This window comes from Mycobacterium hippophais, assembly GCF_027529605.1.
GTDB lineage: Bacteria > Actinomycetota > Actinomycetes > Mycobacteriales > Mycobacteriaceae > Mycobacterium > Mycobacterium arseniciresistens.
This window is the reverse complement of record NZ_JAPZPY010000004.1, coordinates 186,485-211,145: the sequence shown is the minus strand read 5'-3', so window position 1 is coordinate 211,145 and position 24,661 is coordinate 186,485. Positions and strand designations below refer to the sequence as shown.

Below are 24,661 nucleotides of genomic sequence, written 5' to 3'. Positions count from 1 at the left end.
AATTCCGCACGTGAGCCTCGTCGTCATCACCACCGGTGGAACCATTGCGACCAGCGTCGACGACGCCGGTGTCCGGCGGCCGACCCGCGGCGGCGCCGACCTGCTGACCGGTCTGGGGGCCGCGGCCGTCGACGACGTGCGTTGGGTCGACGCGCTCTCGCTGGACAGCTCCGAGCTGACCCCGCCCGACTGGGACACCATCCGGAGGGCCGTCGGCGACGCGGTCGACGCGGGCGCCTCCGGCGTCGTCGTCACCCACGGCACCGACACTATGGAGGAGACGGCGCTGTGGGTCGAGATCACCTATGACGGAACGGTTCCCGTCGTGCTGACCGGTGCGCAGCGCAGTGCCGACGCGGCCGACGCCGACGGCCCGGGCAACCTGCGCGACGCGCTGGCCGTGGCGGCGCACCCGGACGCCCGCGACGCCGGCGTGGTCCTGAGCTTCGCGGGCACGGTGTGGCAGCCGCTCGGCCTGCAGAAGGTGGCGACCGGCGATCTGCGGGGCTTCGCTGGGCGGGCGGTGGGCGCGGTGGAGGACGGTGCGTTCGTCCGCACCGCCGACAAGACCAGGCCGTACCTGGGCCCGGTGTCGGCAGGCGCGGCCCCGCGGGTCGACATCGTCGCGGTCTACCCGGGCAGTGACGGCGTGGCGATGGCGGCGTGCGCGGATGCCGGGGCGCACGCGATCGTGCTCGAGGCGCTCGGCGCCGGCAATGCCGGCCGGGCGGTGGTCGATGAGGTGCGGCGGCTGTGCAGCTCGGGGCTGACGGTCGCGGTGTCCACCCGGGTGCCGGGCGGCCGGGTCAGCCCCGGCTACGGCCCCGGGCGCGCGCTGGTCGACGCAGGCGCCGTTCCGGTCCCCCGGGTGCGCCCGTCGCAGGCACGGGTGCTGGTGATGGCCGCACTGGCGGCCGGAGCGCCGGTTCCCGATGTCCTCGGCCGCTGGGGATGACAGGCTGATGCGATGAGGTTGCGTGTGGCCGGGGCGGCGTCGGGTCTGTTCGTGCTGGCCGCCGCGCCGGCGCCGGTCGCGGGCGCCCAACCGCCGCCGGGCGTCGCCGAGACCGCCGCCTATCCCCTGGCCCAGGGCCGCTACACCTCACCCGCCGACTTCTACTGGGTCTACTTCAAGACCCCCGACGGCCGGTCCTGCGGCATCGGCCCCAACGGCGGCCCGGTGGGATGCGACGCGGTGCCCGTCGACGCCCCCGAGGGCATGAACCAGACCGTGGTCAACAGCTGGGGCCCCGCCGAGTACCGCCACTCCGATGTGGCGACCTTCACCCGTGACGTCGACGTGCTACCCGAGGGCCACCGGCTGGAGAACTGGGGCGCCGGCTGCGCGGTCGGCCTCCAGGGCACCGTGACGTGCACGACCTACGGGCAGCACGGGTTCATCCTGTCGGCCGGTTACAGCGAGTTCTGGTGAGCCAGCCCCTCGACGTAGTCCGGCCAGTCGAGGCTGTCGACCGGGTTGGCGCGCACCACGTCCGGTGACCCTTCGGGGAAGGTGCGTGCGATGCCGGGTCCGGTGCCGCGGGTCTCGAAGCGCACCGTCATGACGCCGTGCCCGGCGCCCTGGATCCAGCCGTGCCCGTGTTCGGGGTGTGCCACGTCGTCGCCGACCCGCCAGGCCGGTGCGGTGGAGGCGGCGTCGCTCACCGACGGCGGCACGGGAGTGGCCGGTACCGGTACGCCGCTGTCGTCGGCAGCGAGGTCGAGGTCCGGGAACAGCGACTCCTGGCGCACCTCGGTCAGACCCGAGAAGGCAACGCCGACAAGGCGGATGGGCCCGATCTCAACCGGATCGAGCAGCAACCGGCGGGCCATCGCGATCAGTGTCGCGGCATCGGCCGTGGCGTAGGGCAGGGTCGCCGAGCGGGTCAGCGTGCTCATGTCGGACTTCTTCAGCTTCACGGTGACCGTGCGCGCTCCCCTGCCGTCCTTCTCCAGCCGCCGGTGGGCGTGCTCGCCGATCGGTCCGGCGGCTTCCCGCAGCTGGTCCAGCGTGGTGAGGTCGGCCGGGAAGGTCGATTCGGCGCTGATCTGCTTGGCCTCGGCGCGCTCGGCGACCGGCCGGTCGTCGATGCCACGGGCCAGCCGGTGCAGCGCCGGACCCACCGTGCCGCCGAGCACGTTCGCCACCTCGGCGTCCGACAGTGCCGCGAACTGGCCGATGGTGCCGATGCCGAGGCGGTGCAGCCGCTCGTCGGCCACCGGCCCGATGCCCCACAGCCGCCGCACCGGCAGACCGTCGAGCACCGCCCGCTCCTCGTCCCGGCCGACCACCCGCACACCATCGGGCTTGGCCAGCTCGGAGGCGATCTTGGCGACCTGCTTCCCCGACCCGGCCCCCACCGAGGCGACCAGCCCGGTCTCCTCGCGCACCCGCGCCCGCAGCGCCTCGCAGTAGGCGTTCACCTCGGCGGTGGCGGCGCCGACGAGTTCGGCGGGTTCGGCGAAGGCCTCGTCGAACGAGAGCTGCTCCAGCACGGGCACCACCGCGCGGACGACGTCGAACACCCGGCGGCTGGCGACGCCGTAGACCACCCCGCGCGGCGGCAGCACGACCGCAGGTGCGCCGACGAGGCGGCGCGCCTGGTGCATCGGCATCGCCGAACGCGCGCCGTGCACCCGGGCCTCGTAGCTGGCGCCGGCCACCACGCCGCGCCCGCCGAGCCCGCCGACGAGCACGGGCCTGCCCTTCAGCGTCGGCCTGGTCAGCTGCTCGACCGACGCGAAGAACGCGTCCATGTCCAGGTGCAGCACCCACCGCGCGCCCACACCCGCCGATGCTAGGGCGCTAGCCTGACGTCCATGCACGAGGTGCCGATCGTCGACGAGTCGATCCGGCTCGGCCAGTTCCTGAAGCTGGCCTCGCTGCTCGACTCGGGTTCCGATGCCAAGGCCGCGATCGCCGACGGTCTGGTCAGCGTCAACGGCGACGTCGAGGTGCGCCGCGGCCGCCAGTTGCGCCCCGGCGACACCGTGTCGATCGGCACGGAGTCCGCCCGCGTCGTGCGCGGTTGAATCGCAGGCCGCCCGCCGATCACGCCTTGGCGATCGCGACCCGCACCCCGTCGCCGATCTCGGCGCCGTCCGCGGCGTCACCGAAGTCGAACCGGGTGGCCAGGATCTCCCGCGCGATCAGGTCGCGGTGCGCCTGCGCCCACTCGGCCTGCCCGGCCGGCACCGACATCACCACCGAGATCCGGTCGGACACCTCCAGCCCGGTCGACTTGCGCAGCTCCTGGAGTTCGCGGATGCGGTCCTTGGCCCACCCCTCGGCCTCCAGCTCCGGGGTGACGTCGCCGTCGAGCACCACCAGCCCGGCCCCGTCGGCGAGTGCGGCGGTCCAGTCCGGGTCGGCGGCCACCAGGCGCGAGCTGAACTCACCGGGCTGCAGCACCGCGGGTCCGGCGGTCAGCGTGCCGTCCGGGTTCACCACTCCGGCACCGGCCTTCACCGCTTTGATCGCGGCCTGGACGTCCTTGCCGAGCCGGGGCCCGGCGACGCGCGCGTTGACGGTCAACTCGAACCGGCCGTAGGCGGCGATGTCGTCGCTCAACTGCACGGCCTTGACGTTCAGTTCGTCGGCGATCAGATCGGTGAACGGCGCCAGCGCCGCCGGATTGTCAACGGCGACCGTCAGTTTCGACAGTGGCAGCCGCACCCGCAGCTTGTTGGCCTTGCGCAGGGACGACGCGGCCGAGCACACCTCACGGACCTGGTCCATCGCGGCCACCAGGTCGGGGTCGCGCGGCAGGTCGCCGGCCGCGGGCCAGTCGGTGAGGTGCACCGACCGCTCACCGGTCACTCCCCGCCAGATCACCTCGGTGATCAGCGGCAGCAGCGGCGCGGCCAGCCGGCCGGTCACCTCCAGCACGGTGTGCAGCGTGTCGATCGCGTCGGCGTCCTCTTCCCAGAACCGCGACCGCGACCGTCGCACGTACCAGTTCGTCAGCGCCTCGGTGAACTGCCGCAACTGGTCGCAGGCCACCGAGATGTCGCAGGTGTCGAGCGAATCGGTGAGATCGTCGCGCAACTGTGCCAGCTTGGCCAGGATGTAGCGGTCCAGCACGTGCGGCGAGTCGGTGCGCCAGCTGCCCCGCTTCGGGGCATAGAGCGCCAGGAACGAGTAGGCGTTCCACAGCGGCAGCAGCACCTGCCGGACCCCTTCGCGGATGCCCTGCTCGGTGACGACCAGGTTGCCGCCCCGCAGGATCGGTGACGCCATCAGGAACCACCGCATCGCGTCGGAGCCGTCGCGGTCGAACACCTCGGTGACGTCGGGGTAGTTGCGCAGCGACTTGCTCATCTTCTGCCCGTCGTTGCCGAGCACGATGCCGTGGGCCACACAGGTCTTGAACGCCGGCCGGTCGAACAGCGCGGTGGCCAGCACGTGCAGTGTGTAGAACCAGCCGCGGGTCTGGCCGATGTACTCGACGATGAAGTCGCCCGGGAAGTGCGCGTCGGCGTCCCCGAGGCCGTCGAACCATGCCCCGTTCTCGAACGGGTAGTGCACCTGCGCGTAGGGCATCGACCCGGAGTCGAACCACACGTCGAGCACGTCCTCGATGCGCCGCATCGTCGAGCGCCCGGTGGGGTCGTCGGGATTGGGCCGGGTCAGTTCGTCGATGTAGGGCCGGTGCAGGTTATCCGGCCGCACCCCGAAGTCGCGCTCGAGTTCGTCGAGGCTGCCGTACACGTCGACCCGCGGGTAGGCCGGATCGTCGGAGGTCCACACCGGGATCGGCGTGCCCCAGTAGCGGTTCCGCGAGATCGACCAGTCCCGCGCGCCCTGCAGCCACTTGCCGAACTGACCGTCGCGCACGTGCTCCGGGTACCAGGTGATCTCCTGGTTGAGTTCGACCATCCGGTCGCGGAACGCGCTGACCCTGATGAACCAGGACGACACGGCGCGGTAGATCAGCGGATTGCGGCAGCGCCAGCAGTGCGGATAGGAGTGGTCGTAGGTCTCGTGCCGCAGCAGCACGGCGCCGTTGACGCCCGCCGAACCGCTGCCGTTCTTCAGGTCACGGATGATCTGCGGGTTGGCGTCGAAGACGTGCTGACCGGCGTAGTCGGGCACCGTGGCGTCGAAACGGCCCTTCGCGTCGACCGGGGTGACGGCGTCGATTCCCGCCGCCTGGCAGGTCGCCATGTCGTCCTCGCCGTAGGCCGGGGCCATGTGGACGATGCCGGTGCCGTCGTCGGTGCTGACGAAGTCGCCCGGCAGCACCACGAAGGAACCCGGCGCGTCGGCGAAGTACGGGAACGGCGGCAGGTAGCCGGTGCCGAGGAGCTCGCGCCCGGCGCAGGTGCCGAGGACTTCCGGCTCGTCGCCGAACTCGCGGGCGTAGGCGGGCAGCCGGGCCTTGGCGAGCACGTATCGCCGGCCGTCAGCGGCCCGGATGTGGGCGTAGGTGACGTCGGGGTTCACCGCGACGGCCTGGTTGGACGGCAGCGTCCACGGGGTCGTCGTCCAGACGAGCAGGTGGGCGTCGGCGAAATCGCCCCCGTTGAGCCGGAACCCGACCGTCAGCGCCGGGTCCTGCCTGCTCTGGTAGACGTCGTCGTCCATCCGCAGTTCGTGGCTGGACAGCGGGGTCTCGTCGTTCCAGCAGTACGGCAGGACGCGGTTGCCCTCGTAGGCCAGGCCCTTGTCCCACAGGTGCTTGAACGCCCAGATGACCGACTCCATGAAGCTGATGTCGAGGGTCTTGTAGTCGTTGTCGAAGTCCACCCAGCGGGCCTGGCGGGTGACGTATTCGCGCCACTCGTCGGTGTACTTGAGCACCGACGCGCGGCAGGCGTCGTTGAACTTCTCGATGCCCATCGCCTCGATCTGCGCCTTGTCGGTGATGCCGAGTTGGCGCTGCACCTCGAGTTCGGCGGGCAGACCGTGGGTGTCCCAGCCGAACCGGCGCTCGACCTGCCAGCCCTGCATCGTCCGGTAGCGCGGCACGATGTCCTTGACGTATCCGGTCAGCAGGTGGCCGTAGTGCGGGAGCCCGTTGGCGAACGGCGGGCCGTCGTAGAAGACGTACTCCGGGGCGCCGTCGCGCCGGGCGAGGCTCGCCCGGAAGGTGTCGTCACGGTCCCAGTAGTCCAAAACGTCGGCTTCCAGCGCCGGGAAGTTCGGCGCGCCACCGGCCGGCTTGGGATAGGCGGTCACTGCGTAGTCTCCTGTGCCACATGGTGGCTCCGTCGAGGAAGCCACGTTCAGGCACGGGGACGACGTCGCGCCGGTGCGCGAACGCCGCGGTACCACCCCGCTTGCGCACCTCGCGATGCGCCGCTCGTTGTGGGCTGTGACGGGCCCACCCGTCCGGTTCTACTGGGACCCGGCGCGTGCCGAGGACCGTTCTTCCGGAGGCTCCCCGGTGATGTCCGGATCCGCGCCGATGGAGGCGATTCTAGCGTCAGGCCGCGGCCGTGGCTTCCGAGGTCAGCTCGATGAGCGCGAACGGGAACTGCTCGGTGAGTTCGAGCACCGTCACCCGGTCGAACCGGCTGCTGTCGTACCACCACTCCAGCTGGATGCCGGCGGCCGTGCGGTACAGCCGCAGTTCCAGGGCATGCCCGGCGACCGGCTGCCCCGCCGGAGCCTCGGCGCGCTCACCGAGATCGTTGAAGAACAGCTCCGACGCGGGGTGGGCCGACCCGAAGTAGTGCAGGATGCCGTGCCGGATGGCGCGGTGCGGCATCGCCGCGAGTGCGCGGTGCACGGCGCCGACCGCGTCGTCGGCGCTCACCTGACGTTCGGTGGCGCACGTCAGGTCGACCGGTTGCAGCCCGGCCCGGCCGTTGCGGGCGACGTCGACGGCGACCACGCCGTGGCCGATGGTGCGGGCGATGGTCCGGCCGAGCGCGGCGAGCAGCAGTTCGTCGGCCGCAAGGCCCAGGCTGCCGGCGGCGCCGTCCAGTTCCATGGTCAGCATGTCGGTGAGCGGCATCGCCAGGCGGGTGGCGGCCAGCGGGCTGCCGGGCGCATCGCGGTCCGCGATCCGTAGGCGAATGTTCGCGGGATCGACCGAATCCGTCGAGTTCAGGGCCGAATGGGCGAGATATGGGGCGACCATGGGGACCACGCTACGCCGCGTGTCCCAGATATGGGAGACCCGTGCCAAAACTGTGACGGCACTGTCAATAAAGGCATTGCCTTCTTATTGCTGGTTGCCACTGCCCAATGTCGGGAACTGCCGCTAAGGTGGACGGGTGCCCCGGACTGACGAGAACGGCAGACAGCTGAAGGCGTTGCTCGACTACCTGCTGGATGGCGATGTCGAGGCCAAGGACATCTACGACGCGCTCGGCATCTCGAGCAGCACGTACTACCGGCGCATCAAGGAGCAGGACTACCCCGACGCCGAGGAGCTGCGCAGAGTCTCCGACCGGTTCGCCCTGAGCTATCCCGACCTGCAGATCCGGTTCGGGCTGATGAGCCGCCAGGAGGTGTGGAGCTACATCGAGTCCGCCCCGTTCTCGGTGACGACGGCGGTAACCGAGGCGACCAAGACCGAGGCCCGGCCGACCAAATTGTCCGAAATGGCGCCGCGCCCGGACGCACCGCCGCTCTAAGCCGTACAATTTGCTGGACGATCCCCAGCCCGGAAAGCGGTCCCATGGCCCTCGCAACGCTGATCGCGATCACACTCCTGTGTATCGCGTGGAGCCTGTGGATCCGCCGTGTCACCTGGGGCTGCCGGTGGGAGGTCGCGGCCACCCTCAACATCGCTTTGCAGGGCATGGCGGTGTTCCTGATGTCGCCGTTCGCCTCCGAGACCGTCGGCCACTGGCTGTACGCGCTGACCGGTAAGTGGAACCTCGAGGACTACATCGGACACGACTGCTACATCGTGGCCGCCTCGGCGATCGTCTACAACGCGCTCGGCCGCCTCGCCGACGATCATGCGATGCAGGTGTCGTTCAAGCAGTACGTGGAGCGGCCCGCGACGCTGTGCATCCCGCTGCTGCTGGCCACGTTCTCCATCGGCAACGGCGCGGCCATCTACCGGCCCGACTTCTTCGACGTGCCGACCGACTTCTGGCTCAGCCTGTACTGGCTACTGCTCTGCGGAACACTGATCTACCTGCTGGCGTACGGGTCGCGGGCGCTGCTGATCCTGCGCAAGGACCCGCGGTCGCGCCGGATCGCCAACGTCTACCTGGCGGCGTCGGCCAGCGGGATCCTCGCCTGCATCGTTCGCATCACCACCGCCTTCGTGCCCAGCCTGCAGGCCATCGAGGGTGGCACGCTGGTGTGGATCTTCGCCTGCGGATGCGGCGCCGGATTCGCGTTGGCCTCGGCGCACTCCTGGCGCATCAGAACCAAGTGGTTCACCCCCGCCGACCGCTGAGGGCGGGCGCTCGGTACTAGCCGGTGGCCGTCTCGGCCACGGCGAACGACGAACCGAAGTCCTGGACAGGCTGGTAGCCGCGCCGGCCCGCGCGCGCCGCGTCACGCCGGATCAGCACGTTGAGGCCGGCGAACGACCCCATGTCCAGCAGCATCGGTGTCAGCAGGCGGTTGTGCACAAAGCCGATCGCCAGACCGCTCTCCGGGTCCGCCCACCCCAGTGATCCGCCGAGGCCGACGTGGCCGAAGCCGCGCATCACCCCGAACGGCAGCGAGTGGTAACCCAGGTGGAACGCCAGCGGCACCATGATGTTGCGGTCCGGACGCAGATCCGGCTCGCCGGTCAGGGCCGCCGTGGTCTCGGTGGACAGGAACCGGGTGCCGTCGATCGACCCGCCGTTGGCGATGGCGCCGTACATCCTGGCCAGCCCGCGGGCGGTGGCGACGCCGTTGGCCGCGGGGATCTCCGCGTCGAGGAACGGGATGTCCCCCTGCACGACGGCTTTCATGCCAGGGAAGTACAGCGACCCGAACCCGCCGGAGAACTGCAGCCTGGCCACCCTGGGCGCGACGAAGTTGAACACCGGGTTGGCGATGCTTTTCTGCGGCACCAGAATCTGCGCGACGCGGGTGGCCGAACCCGCGGGAGGGCGGCCCAGGTGCAGGCCGTCGGTGCCGAGCGGCTCGGCCAGCTCCGTGCGGATGAGGTCGCCCATGCCCTGGCCGGTGACCGCGCGGGCCAGGCCCGACACCAGCCACCCGTAGGTGAGCGCGTGGTAGGCCGAGTGTCCGTAGAGCAGCCGGTTGACCGGGGCGTCGGCCAGCCGTTGCTCCATCGCGAGATGGTCGAGCAGGTCGACCTTGCCGACGCCGTTGAGTTGTGACAAACCGGCCCGGTGCCGCATCACGTCCCGCACGGTGATGTGCGACTTGCCGTTGGCGCCGAAGTCGGGCCAGTACTCGGCGACGGGCGTGTCGTAGTCGATCAGGCCGCGGTCGACGAGGCGGTGGATCACCGTCGAGGCCATGCCCTTGGTCGCGGAGAACACCATGGCGCCGGTGTCGGCCGTCCAGTACTGGGTGCCGCGGCGGTCGGAGTACCCGGTCCACACGTCGACCACCGGCTCGCCGTGCAGGTAGATCGACAGCGCCCCGCCGCCGAACCGCCTGCCGGGGAACAGCTGGGAGAAACCGCGCAGGGTGCAGGCGAAATTCCGGTCCGCCGCGCCCTGAACGCCGTGCGGGAGCGCTGCGTTGCGATCCCGTTTGGGTACGTCCGTCACAGAATTGAATTTACTCGCACCCCCGGCAAATAAACCAGGCGTTACCGAGTCGTTAACCAGCGAATTCTTCGCCGTCACCACCCGGCGGCGTCGAGGATCTCCTGTGCCGCCAGCGCGGGGGTGAGCTCGCCGTCGCGCACCCGGCGCTCGATCTCCCTGCGGCCCGCCTTCACGTCCGGGTGCGACAGCACGCGGTCGAGCACGGTGTCGCGCACCATGGCCCAGGTCCACTCGACCTGCTGGGTGCGGCGTTTCGCGTCGAACTCGCCGGCCTCGGTGAGCACCCGGCGGTGTTCGAGGACGGTGTCCCACAACTCGGTCAGCCCGGCGCCGGTCAATGCGCTCGTCGTCAGAACCGGTGGCCGCCATAGCGTTTCGCGCGGATAGATCAGCCGGATCGCACCGGCGAGCTCACGTGCGGCGGCCTTGGCCTCGACGGCGTGGTCACCGTCGGCCTTGTTCACCACCACGACGTCGGCGAGTTCGAGCACGCCCTTCTTGATGCCCTGGAGCTGGTCGCCGGTGCGGGCCAGGGTCAGGAACACGAAGGTGTCGACCATGTTGGCCACCGTCACCTCCGACTGCCCCACCCCGACGGTCTCCACCAGGATGACGTCGAAGCCGGCCGCCTCGAGCAGCACGATCGTCTCGCGCGTCGCCTTGGCGACCCCGCCGAGGGTGCCCGAGGTCGGCGACGGCCTGATGTACGCCTCGGGATGCACGGCCAGCTTCGCCATCCGGGTCTTGTCGCCGAGGATCGAGCCGCCGGTACGGGTGGACGACGGGTCGACGGCCAGCACCGCGACGCGGTGTCCCTGTTCGATCAGGTGCATGCCGAGCGCCTCGATGGTGGTCGACTTCCCCACCCCCGGCACGCCGGTGATCCCGACGTGCAGTGCATTGCCCGCTTCGGCCATCAGCTCCAGCAGCAGTTCCTGCGCCCGTCGGCGATGGTCGGCGCGCGTCGACTCGACGAGTGTGATGGCCCGCGCGAGCGCTGACCGGTCGCCGCTGCGGACGGCGTGGGCGAGGTCCTCGGGACTGGTGCTCATCGAGCCGATGGTGGTCTGGCCCTAGCCGAGTTCGTAGCCCAGCCGCTCGGCCAGCTTCTGCAGCAGGCCGATGGCCGCGTCGGCGATGACGGTGCCGGGCGGGAAGATCGCGGTCGCGCCTGCCGCGTAGAGCTCGTCGAAGTCGCCGGGTGGGATGACGCCGCCCACGACGACCATGATGTCCGGACGGCCCACCTCGGCCAGCGCGTCCCGCAGCGCGGGCACCAGGGTGAGGTGCCCGGCGGCCAGCGAGGACACCCCGACGACGTGCACGTCGTTGTCGGCGGCCTGGCGGGCCACCTCGTCCGGAGTGGAGAACAGCGAGCCGACGTCGACGTCGAAACCGATGTCGGCGAACGCCGTGGCGATGACCTTCTGGCCCCGGTCGTGACCGTCCTGGCCCATCTTGGCCACCAGGATGCGCGGCCGGCGACCGTCGGCGTCGGCGAATTTCTCCACCAGCTCGGTGGCAGAGGAATAAGGGCTGATGTTTCCGCCTCCTCCCGAGACCTCGTCACGGTAGACCCCGGAGATCGTCCGGATCTCGGCCTGGTGGCGGCCGTACACCTTCTCCAGCGCGTCGGAGATCTCGCCGACGGTGGCCTTGGCGCGCGCGGCGTTGATCGCCAGCGCCAGCAGGTTGTTGCCCAGGCCATCCTCCCCGCCGCCAGGCCCGTGTTCACCCGCGGCGCGGGTCAGCTCGGCGAGCGCGGCCTCGACCGCCGCCGGGTCCCGGTCGGCCCGCAGCTGTTCGAGCTTGGCCAGCTGCTCGGCGCGCACCCGGCTGTTCTCGACCTTGAGCACCTCGATCTCGTGGTCCTCTTCGACCTGGTACTTGTTCACCCCGATCACCGGCTGCGCCCCGGAGTCGATGCGGGCCTGCGTGCGGGCGGCCGCCTCCTCGATCCGCAGCTTCGGGATGCCGTCGTCGATGGCCTGGGCCATGCCGCCGTGCTCGGCCACCTCACGGATGTGGGCGCGGGCCTTCTCGGCGAGCTGGTGGGTCAGCCACTCGACGTAGTACGAGCCGCCCCACGGGTCGATCGGGCGGGTGGTGCCGGACTCCTGCTGCAGCACCAGCTGGGTGTTGCGGGCGATGCGCGCGGAGAAGTCGGTGGGCAGCGCCAGCGCCTCGTCGAGGGCGTTGGTGTGCAGCGACTGGGTGTGTCCCTGCGTCGCGGCCATCGCCTCGATGCAGGTGCGGGCGACGTTGTTGAACGCGTCCTGCGCGGTCAGCGACCAGCCGGAGGTCTGCGAATGCGTGCGCAGCGAGAGCGACTTCTCGTTGCGCGGATCGAACTGTGAGACCAGCTCGCTCCACAGCAGCCGGCCGGCCCGCAGCTTGGCGACCTCCATGAAGAAGTTCATGCCGATGCCCCAGAAGAAGGACAGCCGGGGCGCGAACTTGTCGATCGACAGCCCGGCGTCGAGCCCGGCCTTGATGTACTCCACCCCGTCGGCGAGCGTGTAGGCGAGCTCGAGATCGGCTGTGGCCCCGGCCTCCTGGATGTGGTAGCCGGAGATCGAGATCGAGTTGTACTTCGGCATCCTGGTGCTGGTGTAGCCGAAGATGTCGGAGATGATCCGCATCGACGCCTTGGGCGGATAGATGTAGGTGTTGCGGACCATGAACTCTTTGAGGATGTCGTTCTGGATGGTCCCCGCCAGCTTCTCCGGCGGCACCCCCTGCTCCTCCGCGGCGGCGACGTACAGCGCCAGGATCGGCAGCACCGCGCCGTTCATCGTCATCGACACCGAGACCTGTGACAGGTCGATGCCGTCGAAGAGCTGGCGCATGTCGAGGATGGAATCGATGGCGACACCGGCCATTCCGACGTCACCCTGCACGCGCGGGTGGTCGGAGTCGTACCCGCGGTGGGTGGCCAGGTCGAAGGCCACCGACAGGCCCTTTTGGCCGGCGGCGAGGTTGCGCCGGTAGAACGCGTTGGACTCCGCGGCGGTGGAGAAGCCGGCGTACTGACGGATGGTCCACGGCTGGTTGACGTACATGGTCGGGTACGGGCCGCGGACGAACGGGGCGGCGCCGGGGAACGAGTCGAGCGGATATCCCGCGCCGACGGCCTCGTCGCGGTCGGCGGCGATGTAGACCGGCTTGACCTCGATGCCCTCCGGTGTCAGCCAGTCGAGTTGCTCCGGGGTGTAGCCGTGCGCGGCGGCGGCCTCGCCGACGTGCTCCTCGACCGCCGCGGCGGTGGGTTCCTCGCCGCTGCGCCCACCGCGCAACGGCACGTCCGCGAAGCTGCCGATACCCTTGCCGACGTTCGTGGTCGCAGTCATGTTCAGGCCCCCAATCTGCCGAGCAGGTCCGACAGTGCGCCGACCGCATCGATTTTCGCGGTGAGGAAGTCGTCGGGTTTTAGGTCCGCCTCCGCGACGGCCTTCTCCGGCCCGGCCAGGTACACCCGTGAGATCCCGGCCTCGCGGGCAGCGCTCACCACGCCCGCTGCCTCCGCGGCGTAGCGGCTGTCGGTGCCACAGATCACCGCGATGTCCGGCGCACCCGCGTCGGCGACGGCGTGGGCCACCCCGGCGGCGTCCAGCGGGCCGGGATTGACGGCCTCGATGCCGCCGGATGCCAGCAGGTTCACCGCGAACGTCGCGCGAATGTTGTGTTCGGCCAGCGGACCGATCGGCAGCAGCAGCACCTTCGGCCGCGCACCGGTGCGGTCGAGGAACGCGTCGGAACGGTCGCGCAGCTTCTCGAACCCGGCGGCGTACGGAGCCACGGCGGCGAACGAATCACCCTGCGGCAGTGGCGGTTCGGCGAGGTTCGGATACTCGTTGACGCCGGTGACCGCGGTGCGCCGGTGCGCGATGTCGTCCTGGCGGCGGGCCGCCACCTCAGCGATACCGGCGGTGACGACGTCGCGGGCCGCGGCGAACCCGCCGCCCGCCTCGATCTCCTGGAAGTGCCGCCACGCCTGTTCGGCCAGCTGCTCGGTGAGGTCCTCGACGAACCACGATCCCCCCGCGGGGTCGAGCACACGGCCCAGATGCGACTCCTCGAGCAGCAGCAGCTGGGTGTTGCGGGCGATCCGGCGGGCGAAGCTGCGCGACGTCCCGGGGAAGCCTTCGGGGATCGCGACGTCGAAGGGCTGCACGAGCACCGTGTCGGCGCCGCCCACCCCGGCCGAGAACGCCGCCAGTGTCGTGCGCAACATGTTCACCCAGGGGTCGCGGCGGGTCATCATCGGCAGCGAGGTGACCACGTGCACGGTCGCGTCGCCGGCGTCGGGCGCACCCACCACCTCCGCGACCCGGGCCCACAGCCGGCGGGCGGCGCGCAGCTTGGCGATCGTCATGAACTGGTCGTCGTCGGCGGCGTAGCGGAAGCTGATCTGCGCCACAGCGTCCGGCACCGCGACACCCGCGTCGCCGAGGAGCCGCAGATAGTCGACGCCGGCGGCCACCGCGCCTGCGAGTTCCCACGACACGTTGGCGCCGAGGTTGTGCAGGGCGGGCCCGTCGACGGTGATCGCGCGCACGCCGCCGTCGAACTCCGCCAGGCCCCGCGCAGTGGTGAGCACGTCGGCCACCTCGGGCGAGGGCCGCCCGCTCAGCGCCGCCGTCAGTGGGTCGGCGCCCAGATCGATCGAGAGCCGGCTCCGCTGGTCGGCGTCGAGGCCGCCGAGCAGCGGCACGATGGCCGCGGCGGCCGCGGTGAACTCCGCACCGGCGTCGAGAATCACCGGCACTAGGTCAAGGAAGACGCCGTCGAGCAGTCGGTCCAGTTCCGCGGCGGCGATCCCGTCGGGGCCGCCGATCCGCAGCCCCAGCGCGCTGACCCCTTCGGTGAGGGCCACCAGCACCGACCCGTTCACCTCGCCGACCGCCGCGGGCGCGGCGGGGAACGCCTCGGCGACCCGCCAGCCCGCCTTGACGTCGCGCCGCGCGTCGGCGCCACGGACGAACGGCCACCGGCCGGGAAGCGGATGCTCGGGCAGTGCGTCGTCGCCGGTGTAGAGCGCGCGGATGACGAAGTCCTCGTAGGTGGGCGAATCGAGCAGCCGTTCCGGTTCGGCGGGCAGGTCCGCGGGATCGCGCCGGGTGCTCTTGGCAAGCACCCCGGCGACCGCGGTGCGCCACTGCTCGCGGTCGGCTTCGACCGCACTCGACCCCTGCACGGACACCGGCATCTCCTGTTGTCGCAGCGTGTGAGCTTCCACCCGTCCATCAGGCTAAATGATCGCCGTCACGGTGATGCGCCCCGGTCGGCCGGTTCGGCAGGCGCGCCGGGCGCCGGGCGTCGGTGCCGGCCCGTAGTCTGGAAAACCGTGAACCCCGTCGTCAGCACTGTGCGCCGTCTGCGCGCCGCGCTGATCGCGACGGCCGCGCAGGTGCCTCCGCGCCGCTTCCTGGCCGTCGTGCTGGGAAGTGTGATTCTCGTCGCAGCCGCGCTCGTCGTCCCGTTGCCGACCGCGGTGCAACTGCGGGACTGGGCCACCTCGGTCGGGCCGTGGTTCCCGCTGGCGTTCCTGACCGCCCACATCGTGCTCACGATCCTGCCGTTTCCCCGCACGGCGTTCACGCTCGCCGCAGGACTGCTCTTCGGTCCGGCGCTCGGCGTCACGCTGGCCGTGGTGGCCAGCACCGTCAGCGCGGTGATCGCGCTGGTGCTGGTGCGCGCGGCGGGGCTGCAGCTCAACCGGTTGTTCCCGCATCCGCGGGTGGACGCCCTGGACACCCGGCTGCGGCTGCGCGGCTGGCCGGTGGTGATGTCGATGCGGATGATCCCGGCGGTGCCGTTCTCGGTGCTCAACTACGCCGCGGGCGCGTCGACGGTCCGGGTGTGGCCCTACACGTGGGCGACGCTGGCCGGGCTGCTGCCCGGTACGGCCGCGGTGGTGATCCTCGGCGATGCGCTCACCGGGCGCGTCGATCCGCTGCTTGTGGTGGTGTCGGTGGTGACGGCGGCCGTCGGGATGGTGGGGCTGCTCTACGAGGTGCGCCAGCACCGCTCGCCCGTCGCCGGCGACGTGGCCGAGGACGAGCCGAGTGTCGAAGTGACCCCCACCGCGCGCTGACGCTCAGCGGCGGTCGTCGATCCGTCGCGGACCGCGGACGGCCATCACGGTGTGCAGCAGCAGGAACGTGGCCGCGGGCAGTGTGTTGACCGCCTTGTCCCGGATCCGCAGGTGCGCCCCGACCGCGAGGACGAAGTACACCGCCAGCATCGCGCTGGTCAGCCGGGCCAGCCGCGGGTAGCGGGGCGCCGAGAGCAGCCCGACCGCCGAGGCCGCCTTGGCGGTCGGCAACACCCACCGGATCCGGTCCGGTACGCCGTAGCTGTCGAGCGCCTTCGCGATCTGCGGCAACGGGATGCCACACGCCACCGCGTCGCCGGCCTGGAACGCGGCGAGAGCCACGTACGCGCGTGGCGCGGTGAGCGTGTCGGCGATCACTCCGTGCTGCCTGCGTGCCGTCCGAACGTCGGCGGCAGCGAGTCCTGCTGCTGCTGTGACAGCGGCGGGTACTGCATCGGCTCGGGCTCCGGCGGCGCCGAAGGAATAGCGGACTGCACCGGCGTGCGGGCCTCGGCCTCGGCCTTCTCCACGGCCCGCACGATCTCAGGGTCGGTCTGGGTGGTGAACCACTCCGCGACCTCGTCGGTGTCGTCCTCGGGTTTGGGCAGGTTCTCCTCCACCGGCGACGGCTGGTAGCGGAAGACGCCGTCCTCCCCCGGCGCGCCGAGCATCTTGGTGAAGCCCTGCAGCGCCGAGCCGAAATCACTGGGCACCAGCCACACCTTGTTCGCCTCGCCCTTGGCCATCTGCGGCAGCGTCTGCAGGTACTGGTAGGCCAGCATCTCCGGGGTGGGCCTGCCGGCCTTGATGGCGGCGAACGTCTTCTCGATCGCCTTCGCCTGGCCCTGGGCCACCAGGTACTGGGCGGCCCGCTCGCCCTGGGCGCGCAGCATCCGCGACTGCCGGTCGGCCTCGGCCCCGAGCACGGCGGCCTGCTTGGCGCCCTCGGCGGCGAGGATCTGCGCCTGCTTCTGGCCCTCGGCCTGCATGATCGCCGCCGCGCGGCTGCCCTCGGCGGTCAGAATCATCGCGCGCTTCTCCCGGTCGGCGCGCATCTGCTTCTCCATCGAGTCCTGGATGGACGGCGGCGGGTCGATGGACCGCAGCTCGACCCGGGCGACGCGCAGGCCCCAGCGGCCGGTCGCCTCGTCCAGCACTCCGCGCAGCTGTCCGTTGATCTTGTCGCGTGAGGTGAGCGTCTGCTCAAGCGTCATGCCGCCGACCACGTTGCGCAGCGTGGTGGTGGTGAGCTGCTCGACGCCGACGATGTAGTTGCTGATCTGGTAGACCGCGGCTTGGGGATTGGTGACCTGGAAGTACACGACGGTGTCGATGTTGACCGTCAGGTTGTCCTCGGTGATCACCGGCTGCGGCGGGAAGGACACCACGCGCTCGCGCAGGTCCACCCGCGCGCGGATCTTGTCGATGAACGGGATGAGCAGCGTGAGCTGGCCGGACACGGTCTTGCTGTAGCGGCCGAGGCGTTCGATCACCGCCGCCTCGGCCTGCGGGATCAGCGCCACCGACTTGGCGACGACGATCGCCGCGAACACGACCAGCACGATCAGAAAGACGAGGCCGGCTACGGCACCATCCATGACGAGTCCCTCCTGCTTAGGGGTTCTTCCAGACGACGGCGGTGGCGCCGTCGATGTGCATGACGGTGACGTTGTCGCCCGGCTCGTACACATCGTCGTCGTTCAGCGGGCGGGCCGTCCAGACCTCGCCCTCGAGTTTCACCTGACCTTCGTGGCGTGCCACCCGGTCGAGCACCAGCGCCTGCTTGCCCTCGAGCGCTTTCGCGGGTTCGGGCAGTCCCTTGCCTGCGGACAAGCGGCGGCGCAGCGCCGGCCGGACCGACGCCAGGAGCAGCACCGACACCACCAGGAACACCGCGCCGTCGGCCCAGATCGGCCAGTCCAGCAGCCAGCTCGAGCCGGCGGCGGCGAGCGCCCCGCCCGCGAGCATCAGCAGGAACAGGTCGCCGGTCAGCGCCTCGGCCCCGGCCAGCACCAGGGCCAGAATCACCCAGATCAACGGAAGGGGCACGCGGTCACCCTATCGCGTAACCGACCCGCACTGCGCCGAACAATTACACTGCGAGCATCATGTGGTGTCCCAGTGCAACGCTCGCGGCGTGGGCCAACGCCTGGCTCTCAGGTGCCGCCGCGCCCGACGATGTCCTCGACTCGCTATCCCTATGGGCGCCAAGGCATTCGGTGACGGCCTACGATTCGGTCGCGGCGGGTGCCACCGGCCTGCCGTGGCCGGACCTCAACGATTCGGGTGCGGTCTCGCTGCTGCAGACGCTGCGCACCGCCGCGGGCCCGGCGCGCACCGGCCCGGCGCTCGGCATCGCGCTGCCGGTACCCGGCGACGTCCGCGGCCTGCCCGCGGGCACCCAGTTCCAACGTGACGCCGTCACCTCCGGCGAGGCGGTGCTGGTCACCGATTCCCGCGACCCCTCCGCGGTGGTGGGGCTGGTGCCGGAATTCGAATACGACGAGGGCTTCGACGATTCGGACTTCGACCCCGAACCGACCGCGCTGGCCTGGACGGTGTACTCGGTGCCCGGCGCGCCCGGCTCCGAGTACGTCGAGCTCGGCGAGGCCGAGTACGCGTTGCGTTCGGCCGTGCGTTCGGCGGCCGACGCCCTGGGTGCGCTGCGCGCGGGCGCGGCCGGGGCCGACGTCGACGACCCCCGTGGACTGGTCGAGGACGTGCTGGAGTCCTCGCGGGTGCACCGGGCGCCCGACCACGCACCGCCGCGGGCACTTCGGGTGCTGGAGAACGCCGCGCACGTCGACGCGATCATCACCGTCAGCTCCGGCCTGATGCCGATCGGGCTGCAGACGTCGTCGGAGGTGCAGATCGCCAGCGACGCGCTGCGGCCGTTGGGTCAGGTGGTCCGGCGGGCGCGCGTCGCCGCGCTCAGCGCGATCCTCTACTCGGCGTGGTGACGATGGTCGCCAGACACCGCGGCGACACCGGGCAGACCTCACCGTTGACGCTGTGACCACAGCCCGGCGCGGGATCCGGTCCCGACTGCCGGGCGGGATCGGCGCCGGTGCGCAGTTCGTCGATGAGATCGGCCGCCAGCCGGGCGAATCGGCGGTCGGCGTTGGGTGTCGTCGTGCGCGCCAGCACGACGCCCGCCTCGTCGGCCTGTTCGCGCAGCTCGTTGTCGAGATCCCACACCACCTCGATGTGGTCGGCGACGAAGCCGATCGGGCAGACGATCACGGCCCTGGTGCCCGCCTCGACCAGCGTCGCCAGGTGGTCGCCGACATCGGGCTCGAGCCAAGGGATCTGCGGCGGGCCGGATCGCGACTGCCAGACCAGGTCGTAGCCCGCACCGTCACCGTAGCCCGCGGCGGCGGCCACCAGCCGCGCCGCGTAGGCGACCTGCCTGCTGTACAGATTCGGACCGTGCCGGTCGTCGGCGGCGACCGGGATGGAGTGCGCGGTGAACACCAGCCGGGCGTCGTCACGCAGCTCCGGTTCCAGCGTGGCGGCGGCGGCCGCGATCGCGTCGGCGAACATCTCGACGAACAGCGGGTGGTCGAAGTAGTGCCGTAGCTTGACCAGCTCGGGAGCCTGTTCGCCCGCGGCCGCGCGGCCGCGGGCGACGTCCTCGATGTACTGGGTGCAGCTCGAGTACCCGCCCCACGCGGAGGTGGTGAACACCGCGGCGCGGCGAACTCCGTTGTCCCGCATGGTCGTCACGGTGTCCTCGACGTAGGGTTCCCAGTTGCGGTTACCGAAGTAGACCGGCAGCGGGTTGCCGCGCTCGGCCAGCTCGGTGCGCAACACCTCGATCAGCCGGCGGTTGATGCCGTTGATCGGCGACACGCCGCCGAAGTGCTGGTAGTGCTCGGCGACGGCGTCGAGGCGCTCGGGCGGGATGCCGCGGCCGCGGGTGACGTTCTCCAGGAAGGGCCGGACCTGCTCGGGACCCTCCGGCCCGCCGAAGGACAGCAGCAGGACGGCGTCGAAATCCACGAGCTCTGTCACCCCGGCTACAGCAGCTGGGTGCTGGCGCCACCGTCGGCGTAGACGATGGTGCCGGTGGTGGCGGGCAGCCAGTCCGACAGCAGTGCGCAGACCGTCTTCGCCACGGGCGTCGGGTCTTTCATGTTCCAGCCCAGCGGCGCACGCTGATCCCAGCCCTCCTCGAGCAGCTGCATCTGGGCGCCGGCTTCGTCACCGAGGGCGCCGCCGACGATGGCGCTCATGGCCAGCGTCCGGATCGGACCGGCGGCAACGAGATTCGACCGAACCCCGAAGGTGCCCGCCTCACGCGCGACGAACCGGTTCACCGATTCCAGCGCGCTCTTGGCGACGGTCATCCAATTGTAGGCGGGCATCGCGCGGGTCGGGTCGAAGTCCATGCCCACGATCCCGCCGCCGGAATTCATCACCGGCAGCACCGCTTTGGCGAGCGAGGCGTAGGAGTAGGCCGAGATGTGGATGCCCTTGGCGACGTCCTCGTAGGGCGCGTCGAAGAACGGGTTGACGCCCATTCCGGTCTGCGGCATGAAGCCGATCGAGTGCACAACGCCGTCGAGCTTGTTTCCGGCGCCGATGACCTCGGTGATCCGGTCGGCGAGCGTGTCGAGGTGCTTCTCGTCCTGCACGTCGAGCTCGAGCAGCGGCGGCTTGGCCGGCAGCCGGTCGAGGATGCGCTCGATCAGCCGCAGGCGGTTGAAGCCGGTGCAGACGACCTCCGCGCCGGCCTCCTGCGCCACCTTGGCGATGTGGAACGCGATGGACGAGTCGGTGATGATCCCCGTGACGAGGATGCGCTTGCCTTCGAGCAGACCTGTCATTGTGCTGACTCCTTCTTCAAAGTTCGTAGTGGGCGGGAGCGGGTGGCTCAGTGGCCCATGCCCATTCCGCCGTCGACCGGGATCACCGCACCGGCGATGTAGCCCGCGTCCTCGGACGCCAGGAAGCTGACCGCGCCGGCGACGTCCTCGGCGGTGCCGACCCGCTTCGCCGGGATGAACTGCAGCGCCCCCTCCTGGATCCGCTCGTCCAGCGCGCGGGTCATCTCGGTGTCGATGTAGCCGGGTGCAACCACGTTCGCGGTGACGCCTGCCTTGGACAGTTCCCGGGAGATCGAGCGCGCCATCCCGATCAGTCCCGCCTTGGCCGCCGCATAGTTGGCCTGGTTGCCGATCCCCCACATGCCCGACACCGAACCGATGAAGATGATCCGGCCGAAGCGTTTGCGCTGCATGCTGCGCGAAGCGCGCTGAGCCACACGGAACGCCCCGGTGAGGTTCGCGTTGATGACGTTCTCGAAGCGCTCCTCGGTCATCCGCATCAGGAACGCGTCCTGGGAGATGCCGGCGTTGGAGACCAGCACCTCGACCGGGCCCTGGTGTTCCTCGACCTCTTTGAACGCGCGGTCGACGGCCTCGTTGTCGGTGACGTCACAGACGACGCCGAACAGGCCCTCGGGGGCGCCGGAGCCGCGGTGGGTCACGGCCACCTTGTGGCCGTCGGCGGCCAGCCGTTGCGCGATGGCCAGTCCGATGCCGCGGTTACCGCCGGTGACCAGCACCGAACGCGAGACGAAGGACGGGCGGCCCCCGGCGGCCTCGGCGCCGGCCTGCGCGGGATTGTCGGTCACAGTCATGACGGCCAACTTAACGCCTCGCCGCCACCAGCCAGAAATCGCCCGAAGGCGTCACACGGACGCACCGCGGCGCCTAGTTCGGCAGTCGGCGGTTGATCAGCAGCGCCGCCAGTGCCGCCACGGCCAGCAGCAGCGCGCCCAGCCGTAGCCAGCCGACGCTCGCGTCGCCCTTGATCGTCTCGTAGCCGATCTGCTGCTGCAGGTTGCTGTAGACCTCGCGCAGCTGTTCGAGCGTCGAGGCGGTGTAGGCCTCCCCGCCGGACAGGTCGGCGATCCGCTCGAGCATCTCGTCGTCGACCGGGACAGGCTGGCGCTGCTCGTTGATCTCGACGTAGCCGTAGGGGGTGCCGAAGGAGATCGTCGAGATCGGGACGCCCTGGTCTTTGGCGGTGCGCGCCGCGGTGAACGCGCCCTTGGGGTTGTCGGGGTTCGACGGCACGGTCTCCTTGCCGTCGGAGAACAGCACGATGCGGGCCGGGGGCGCTTCGTCACCACCGCCGATCACCGCGCCGACGGTGGCGATCGCCTGCAGCGCGGTGAAGATGCCCTCACCGGTCGCCGTGCGGTCGGCGAGCTGCAGCTTGTCGATGGCGTTCTTGGTGGCGTCGCGGTTGGTGGTCGGCGAGACCAGCACCGTCGCGGTGCCCGCGTAGGCGATCAGGCCGAGGTTGATCCCGGGGGTGAGCTCGTCGGCGAACTGCTTGGACGCCTCCTGCGCGGCCGCGAGCCGGCTGGGCGCCACGTCGGTGGCACGCATCGACTGCGAGACGTCGATCACCAGCATCACCACCGCGCGGTTGCGCGGTATCCGGACGTCCTGGGTGGGACCGGCCATCGCGACGGTGAGCAGCGTCAGCGACAGGATCAGCAGGATCGCGGGCAGGTGCCGCATCCGGCTGGGTCGCGTGGGCGCCACGCTCTCCAGCAGCTCCATGTTGGCGAAGCGCAGGATCCGCTTCTGCCGCGCCGCCTGCACGATGATGTAGAGCGCGACGAGCCCGACCACCACCAGCAGGAACGCGAAGAACCACGGATGTTTGAAGTCCGAGAGCGTCATCGGACCCAGAAGCGGCAAAGTCATGTACGGCTTGTCATTTCGTCGTCTTTACCGGCCCGCCAGCGCGCCGCGTCGCCGGTTCGCGACGAAGCGGACCACGTCGGCGATCCAGTCCCGGTCGGTGCGCAGGGTGAGCAGCGGGGCGTTGCAGCGGCGCAGCGTGCGGGCGACCTCGGCGCGGTGCGCCGCCGCGGCCTGCTCGAAGTCACTGCGCAGCTGATGGTCGATGGTGAATTCGCGGGTGACGCCGGTCTCGGTGTCCTGCAGGATCACGTCACCCACCTCGGGCAGTTCGACGTCGCGCGGGTCGAGCACCTCGATGCCGAGCACCTCGTGGCGGCCGGCGATGGCCCGCAGCGGGCGCATCCAGTCGATCGGGCCGAGGAAGTCACTGATGATCACGGCCATCCCCCGCCGCCGTTCCGGACGGCGCAGCGCGTCGATCGAGGCGGCCAGGTCGCCGCGCACACCGACCGGCGCCCGCGGCGTGGTCGCGATCGCCCGCAGCAGCTCCTGCTCGTGGATGCGGCCCGACAGGGCCGGCACCCGGCGCACGGTGTCGCCGTTGGAGATGACGGCGCCCAGCCGGTTGCCGCCGCCACTGTTGAGGAAGGCGATGGCGGCCGCGGCGGCGACGGCGAGATCGCGCTTCTCGCAACGGGCCGTGCCGAAGTCGAGGCTGGCGGACATGTCCACCACCAGCCACGTCTCCAGCTCGCGGTCGGCGATCATCTGCCGGACGTGCGGCGCGTTGGTGCGGGCGGTCACCGACCAGTCCATCCGGCGCACGTCGTCGCCGGGCTGGTAGACCCGCGATTCGCCCGGCTCGGAGCCGGGTCCCGGGATCAGCCCGAGATGGTCGCCGTGCAGCACCCCGTCGAGCTTGCGCCGGACGGTCAGCTCGAGCTTGCGCAGCGCCGCCGACAGCGCGGGATCGCGGATCTGGCCCCGCTGCAGGGACGGCGGGTCGACCGAACGGCCTTCGTCGCCGGTCACCGACCGCTGGCCGCTGCGGCGGGTACGGCAGTCGGCACCGAATGGCCTTGCTGCGGAATGGCATTCACCTGGGGCAGCGCCACGGTCTGCATGATGCGGTTGATCACCGTCTCGGCGGAGACCTCGTCGGCGAGCGCGTCGTAGGTCAGCACGAGGCGGTGCCGCAGCACGTCGGGGATGACCTCGACGACGTCCTGCGGGACGACGTAGTCGCGACCGCGGATCAGCGCGAGCGCCCGGGACGCGGCGATGATGCCCAGCGATGCGCGCGGCGAGGCGCCGTAGGCGATCCAGGCCTTGGCGTCGGGCATGCCGAACTTCTCCGGCTCACGGGTGGCCGTGACGATCCGCACGACGTAGTCGACCAGCGCGTGGTGCACGAAGGTGTTGGCGGCCACGTCCTGCAGCCGGATCAGGTCATTGGGGTTGAGGATCTGCTTGGGCTCCGGGGGCTTCACGCCCATCCGGTAGATGATCTCGCGCTCTTCCTCGGGCGTGGGGTAGTCGATGTTCAGCTTGAACAGGAACCGGTCGCGCTGCGCCTCGGGCAGTGCGTAGACGCCCTCCTGCTCGATGGGGTTCTGCGTGGCCATCACCAGGAACGGGTTGGGCAGCGGGAAGGTCTTGCCGCCGATGGAGATCTTGCGCTCGGCCATCACCTCGAGCAGCGCGGACTGCACCTTGGCGGGCGCGCGGTTGATCTCGTCGGCCAGCAGGAAGTTGACCACCACCGGGCCGAGTTCGATGTCGAACTCCTCTTTGCCCACGCGGTAGATCCTGGTGCCGACGATGTCGGTGGGCACCAGGTCGGGGGTGAACTGGATGCGCGCGAAGGTGCCGCCGACGACCTTGGCGAAGGTCTCCACCGCGAGGGTCTTGGCGACGCCGGGAACGCCCTCGAGCAGCACGTGACCCTTGGCGAGCAGACCGACGAGCATCCGCTCGACGAGCCGGTCCTGACCGACGATGATCCGCTTGACCTCGAAGATGGCCCGTTCCAGCGTGTGCACCTCGCCCTGGAGGCCGCCGTTGTGTCCGGGCGGCGCGGGGGGCTGGGTTCCGGTCGGGGCGGGAGCGTAACCCTGCGCCGGGGCCGAGCCGGGGTGCGCTCCGGCGCCCTGCGGCGGACCACTCGGTGACGTCATCAAGATCCTCCCAATGTGCTGTCTGGTCACGACGCCGTTCTCACTGCGTCAACACGCATTCTGCCGGGCCGCTG

23 protein-coding genes are annotated in these 24,661 nt (G+C 70.6%); 7 read left to right on the top strand and 16 right to left on the bottom strand.

Translation table 11 applies throughout. The features are described 5' to 3' along the window. The first annotated feature begins 10 nt into the window (after positions 1–10). Both O6P37_RS12340 and O6P37_RS12335 read left to right on the top strand, forming a co-directional pair. Entirely contained in the window at positions 11–955 is a 945-nt protein-coding gene (locus O6P37_RS12340) for an asparaginase (RefSeq protein WP_269894330.1), read from the top strand. Between the two features lie 12 nt (positions 956–967). Then, on the top strand, positions 968–1,432 hold the full coding sequence (locus tag O6P37_RS12335; RefSeq protein ID WP_269894329.1) for a hypothetical protein: 465 nt from the start codon (positions 968–970) through the stop codon (positions 1,430–1,432). On the opposite strand, the gene O6P37_RS12330 is transcribed toward O6P37_RS12335, so the two are convergent. Then, entirely contained in the window at positions 1,414–2,787 is a 1,374-nt protein-coding gene (locus tag O6P37_RS12330; protein WP_269894328.1) for a DNA polymerase IV, read from the bottom strand. The genes O6P37_RS12335 and O6P37_RS12330 overlap by 19 nt on opposite strands. Before the next feature lie 33 nt (positions 2,788–2,820). On the opposite strand from O6P37_RS12330, the gene O6P37_RS12325 reads away from it, so the two are divergent. Further along, a complete protein-coding gene (locus O6P37_RS12325; protein ID WP_264013871.1) occupies positions 2,821–3,033 on the top strand; it encodes an RNA-binding S4 domain-containing protein in 213 nt (70 codons plus the stop codon). A gap of 19 nt (positions 3,034–3,052) precedes the next feature. Here the strand turns inward: O6P37_RS12325 and ileS are convergent, their stop codons facing one another. Continuing rightward, the gene (ileS, locus tag O6P37_RS12320; protein WP_269894327.1) at positions 3,053–6,181 is read right to left on the bottom strand and encodes an isoleucine--tRNA ligase; all 3,129 of its coding nucleotides are present in this window, start codon (positions 6,179–6,181) and stop codon (positions 3,053–3,055) included. Positions 6,182–6,428: 247 nt separating this feature from the next. Next, positions 6,429–7,088 carry a hypothetical protein gene (locus O6P37_RS12315; protein WP_269894326.1) on the bottom strand — a complete coding sequence of 220 codons (660 nt, stop codon included), beginning with the start codon at positions 7,086–7,088 and terminating at the stop codon, positions 6,429–6,431. Between the two features lie 136 nt (positions 7,089–7,224). Between O6P37_RS12315 and O6P37_RS12310 the strand changes: the two genes are divergently transcribed. Next, a complete protein-coding gene (locus O6P37_RS12310) occupies positions 7,225–7,587 on the top strand; it encodes an XRE family transcriptional regulator (RefSeq protein ID WP_269894325.1) in 363 nt (120 codons plus the stop codon). A gap of 44 nt (positions 7,588–7,631) precedes the next feature. Further along, positions 7,632–8,366, top strand: coding sequence for a hypothetical protein (locus O6P37_RS12305; RefSeq protein WP_269894324.1), 735 nt, complete (start codon positions 7,632–7,634; stop codon positions 8,364–8,366). Positions 8,367–8,382: 16 nt separating this feature from the next. Here the strand turns inward: O6P37_RS12305 and lipL are convergent, their stop codons facing one another. The 4 genes from lipL to mutA all read right to left on the bottom strand — a co-directional run bounded on the left by lipL (position 8,383) and on the right by mutA (position 14,857). Then, positions 8,383–9,648, bottom strand: coding sequence for an esterase/beta-lactamase LipL (gene lipL / locus O6P37_RS12300; RefSeq protein WP_269894323.1), 1,266 nt, complete (start codon positions 9,646–9,648; stop codon positions 8,383–8,385). Between the two features lie 74 nt (positions 9,649–9,722). Further along, positions 9,723–10,700 (bottom strand): methylmalonyl Co-A mutase-associated GTPase MeaB, encoded by a 978-nt coding sequence (gene meaB / locus O6P37_RS12295; protein ID WP_269894322.1) that lies wholly within the window; start codon positions 10,698–10,700, stop codon positions 9,723–9,725. A 21-nt stretch (positions 10,701–10,721) separates the two neighbouring features. Beyond that, positions 10,722–12,998 carry a methylmalonyl-CoA mutase gene (gene scpA / locus O6P37_RS12290; protein WP_269894321.1) on the bottom strand — a complete coding sequence of 759 codons (2,277 nt, stop codon included), beginning with the start codon at positions 12,996–12,998 and terminating at the stop codon, positions 10,722–10,724. 2 nt (positions 12,999–13,000) lie between these two features. Next, a complete protein-coding gene (mutA, locus tag O6P37_RS12285) occupies positions 13,001–14,857 on the bottom strand; it encodes a methylmalonyl-CoA mutase small subunit (RefSeq protein ID WP_269894487.1) in 1,857 nt (618 codons plus the stop codon). A gap of 138 nt (positions 14,858–14,995) precedes the next feature. On the opposite strand from mutA, the gene O6P37_RS12280 reads away from it, so the two are divergent. Then, positions 14,996–15,745, top strand: coding sequence for a TVP38/TMEM64 family protein (locus O6P37_RS12280; RefSeq protein WP_269894320.1), 750 nt, complete (start codon positions 14,996–14,998; stop codon positions 15,743–15,745). A 3-nt stretch (positions 15,746–15,748) separates the two neighbouring features. Here O6P37_RS12280 and O6P37_RS12275 read toward each other — a convergent pair whose 3' ends face one another. Genes O6P37_RS12275 through O6P37_RS12265 form a run of 3 tightly spaced genes read right to left on the bottom strand, consistent with a single transcriptional unit; the run spans position 15,749 to position 17,794 of the window. After that, positions 15,749–16,120 carry a DoxX family protein gene (locus tag O6P37_RS12275; protein WP_269894486.1) on the bottom strand — a complete coding sequence of 124 codons (372 nt, stop codon included), beginning with the start codon at positions 16,118–16,120 and terminating at the stop codon, positions 15,749–15,751. Next, the gene (locus tag O6P37_RS12270) at positions 16,120–17,343 is read right to left on the bottom strand and encodes an SPFH domain-containing protein (protein WP_269894319.1); all 1,224 of its coding nucleotides are present in this window, start codon (positions 17,341–17,343) and stop codon (positions 16,120–16,122) included. The genes O6P37_RS12275 and O6P37_RS12270 overlap by 1 nt, the downstream gene beginning before the upstream one ends. 16 nt (positions 17,344–17,359) lie before the next feature. Beyond that, on the bottom strand, positions 17,360–17,794 hold the full coding sequence (locus O6P37_RS12265; RefSeq protein WP_269894318.1) for an NfeD family protein: 435 nt from the start codon (positions 17,792–17,794) through the stop codon (positions 17,360–17,362). Between the two features lie 59 nt (positions 17,795–17,853). On the opposite strand from O6P37_RS12265, the gene O6P37_RS12260 reads away from it, so the two are divergent. Continuing rightward, positions 17,854–18,705 carry a hypothetical protein gene (locus tag O6P37_RS12260; protein WP_269894317.1) on the top strand — a complete coding sequence of 284 codons (852 nt, stop codon included), beginning with the start codon at positions 17,854–17,856 and terminating at the stop codon, positions 18,703–18,705. On the opposite strand, the gene O6P37_RS12255 is transcribed toward O6P37_RS12260, so the two are convergent. The 6 genes from O6P37_RS12255 to moxR1 form a co-directional block, all read right to left on the bottom strand. Next, positions 18,677–19,747: a ferrochelatase gene (locus O6P37_RS12255; protein ID WP_269894485.1), complete on the bottom strand. Its 1,071-nt coding sequence runs from the start codon at positions 19,745–19,747 to the stop codon at positions 18,677–18,679. The two genes, O6P37_RS12260 and O6P37_RS12255, sit on opposite strands and share 29 nt — an antisense overlap. A 17-nt stretch (positions 19,748–19,764) precedes the next feature. After that, positions 19,765–20,574 carry an NADH-dependent enoyl-ACP reductase InhA gene (gene inhA, locus O6P37_RS12250; RefSeq protein ID WP_269894316.1) on the bottom strand — a complete coding sequence of 270 codons (810 nt, stop codon included), beginning with the start codon at positions 20,572–20,574 and terminating at the stop codon, positions 19,765–19,767. A gap of 47 nt (positions 20,575–20,621) precedes the next feature. After that, positions 20,622–21,389, bottom strand: a complete 768-nt coding sequence (gene fabG1, locus O6P37_RS12245; RefSeq protein WP_264013858.1) for a 3-oxoacyl-ACP reductase FabG1 — start codon at positions 21,387–21,389, stop codon at positions 20,622–20,624. Between the two features lie 73 nt (positions 21,390–21,462). Next, complete coding sequence (locus O6P37_RS12240; protein WP_269894315.1) at positions 21,463–22,470, bottom strand: VWA domain-containing protein; 1,008 nt, start codon at positions 22,468–22,470, stop codon at positions 21,463–21,465. Between the two features lie 24 nt (positions 22,471–22,494). Further along, positions 22,495–23,442 (bottom strand): DUF58 domain-containing protein, encoded by a 948-nt coding sequence (locus O6P37_RS12235; protein ID WP_269894314.1) that lies wholly within the window; start codon positions 23,440–23,442, stop codon positions 22,495–22,497. Further along, entirely contained in the window at positions 23,439–24,587 is a 1,149-nt protein-coding gene (gene moxR1 / locus O6P37_RS12230) for a chaperone MoxR1 (RefSeq protein ID WP_269894313.1), read from the bottom strand. The genes O6P37_RS12235 and moxR1 overlap by 4 nt, the downstream gene beginning before the upstream one ends. Positions 24,588–24,661: the final 74 nt, after the last annotated feature.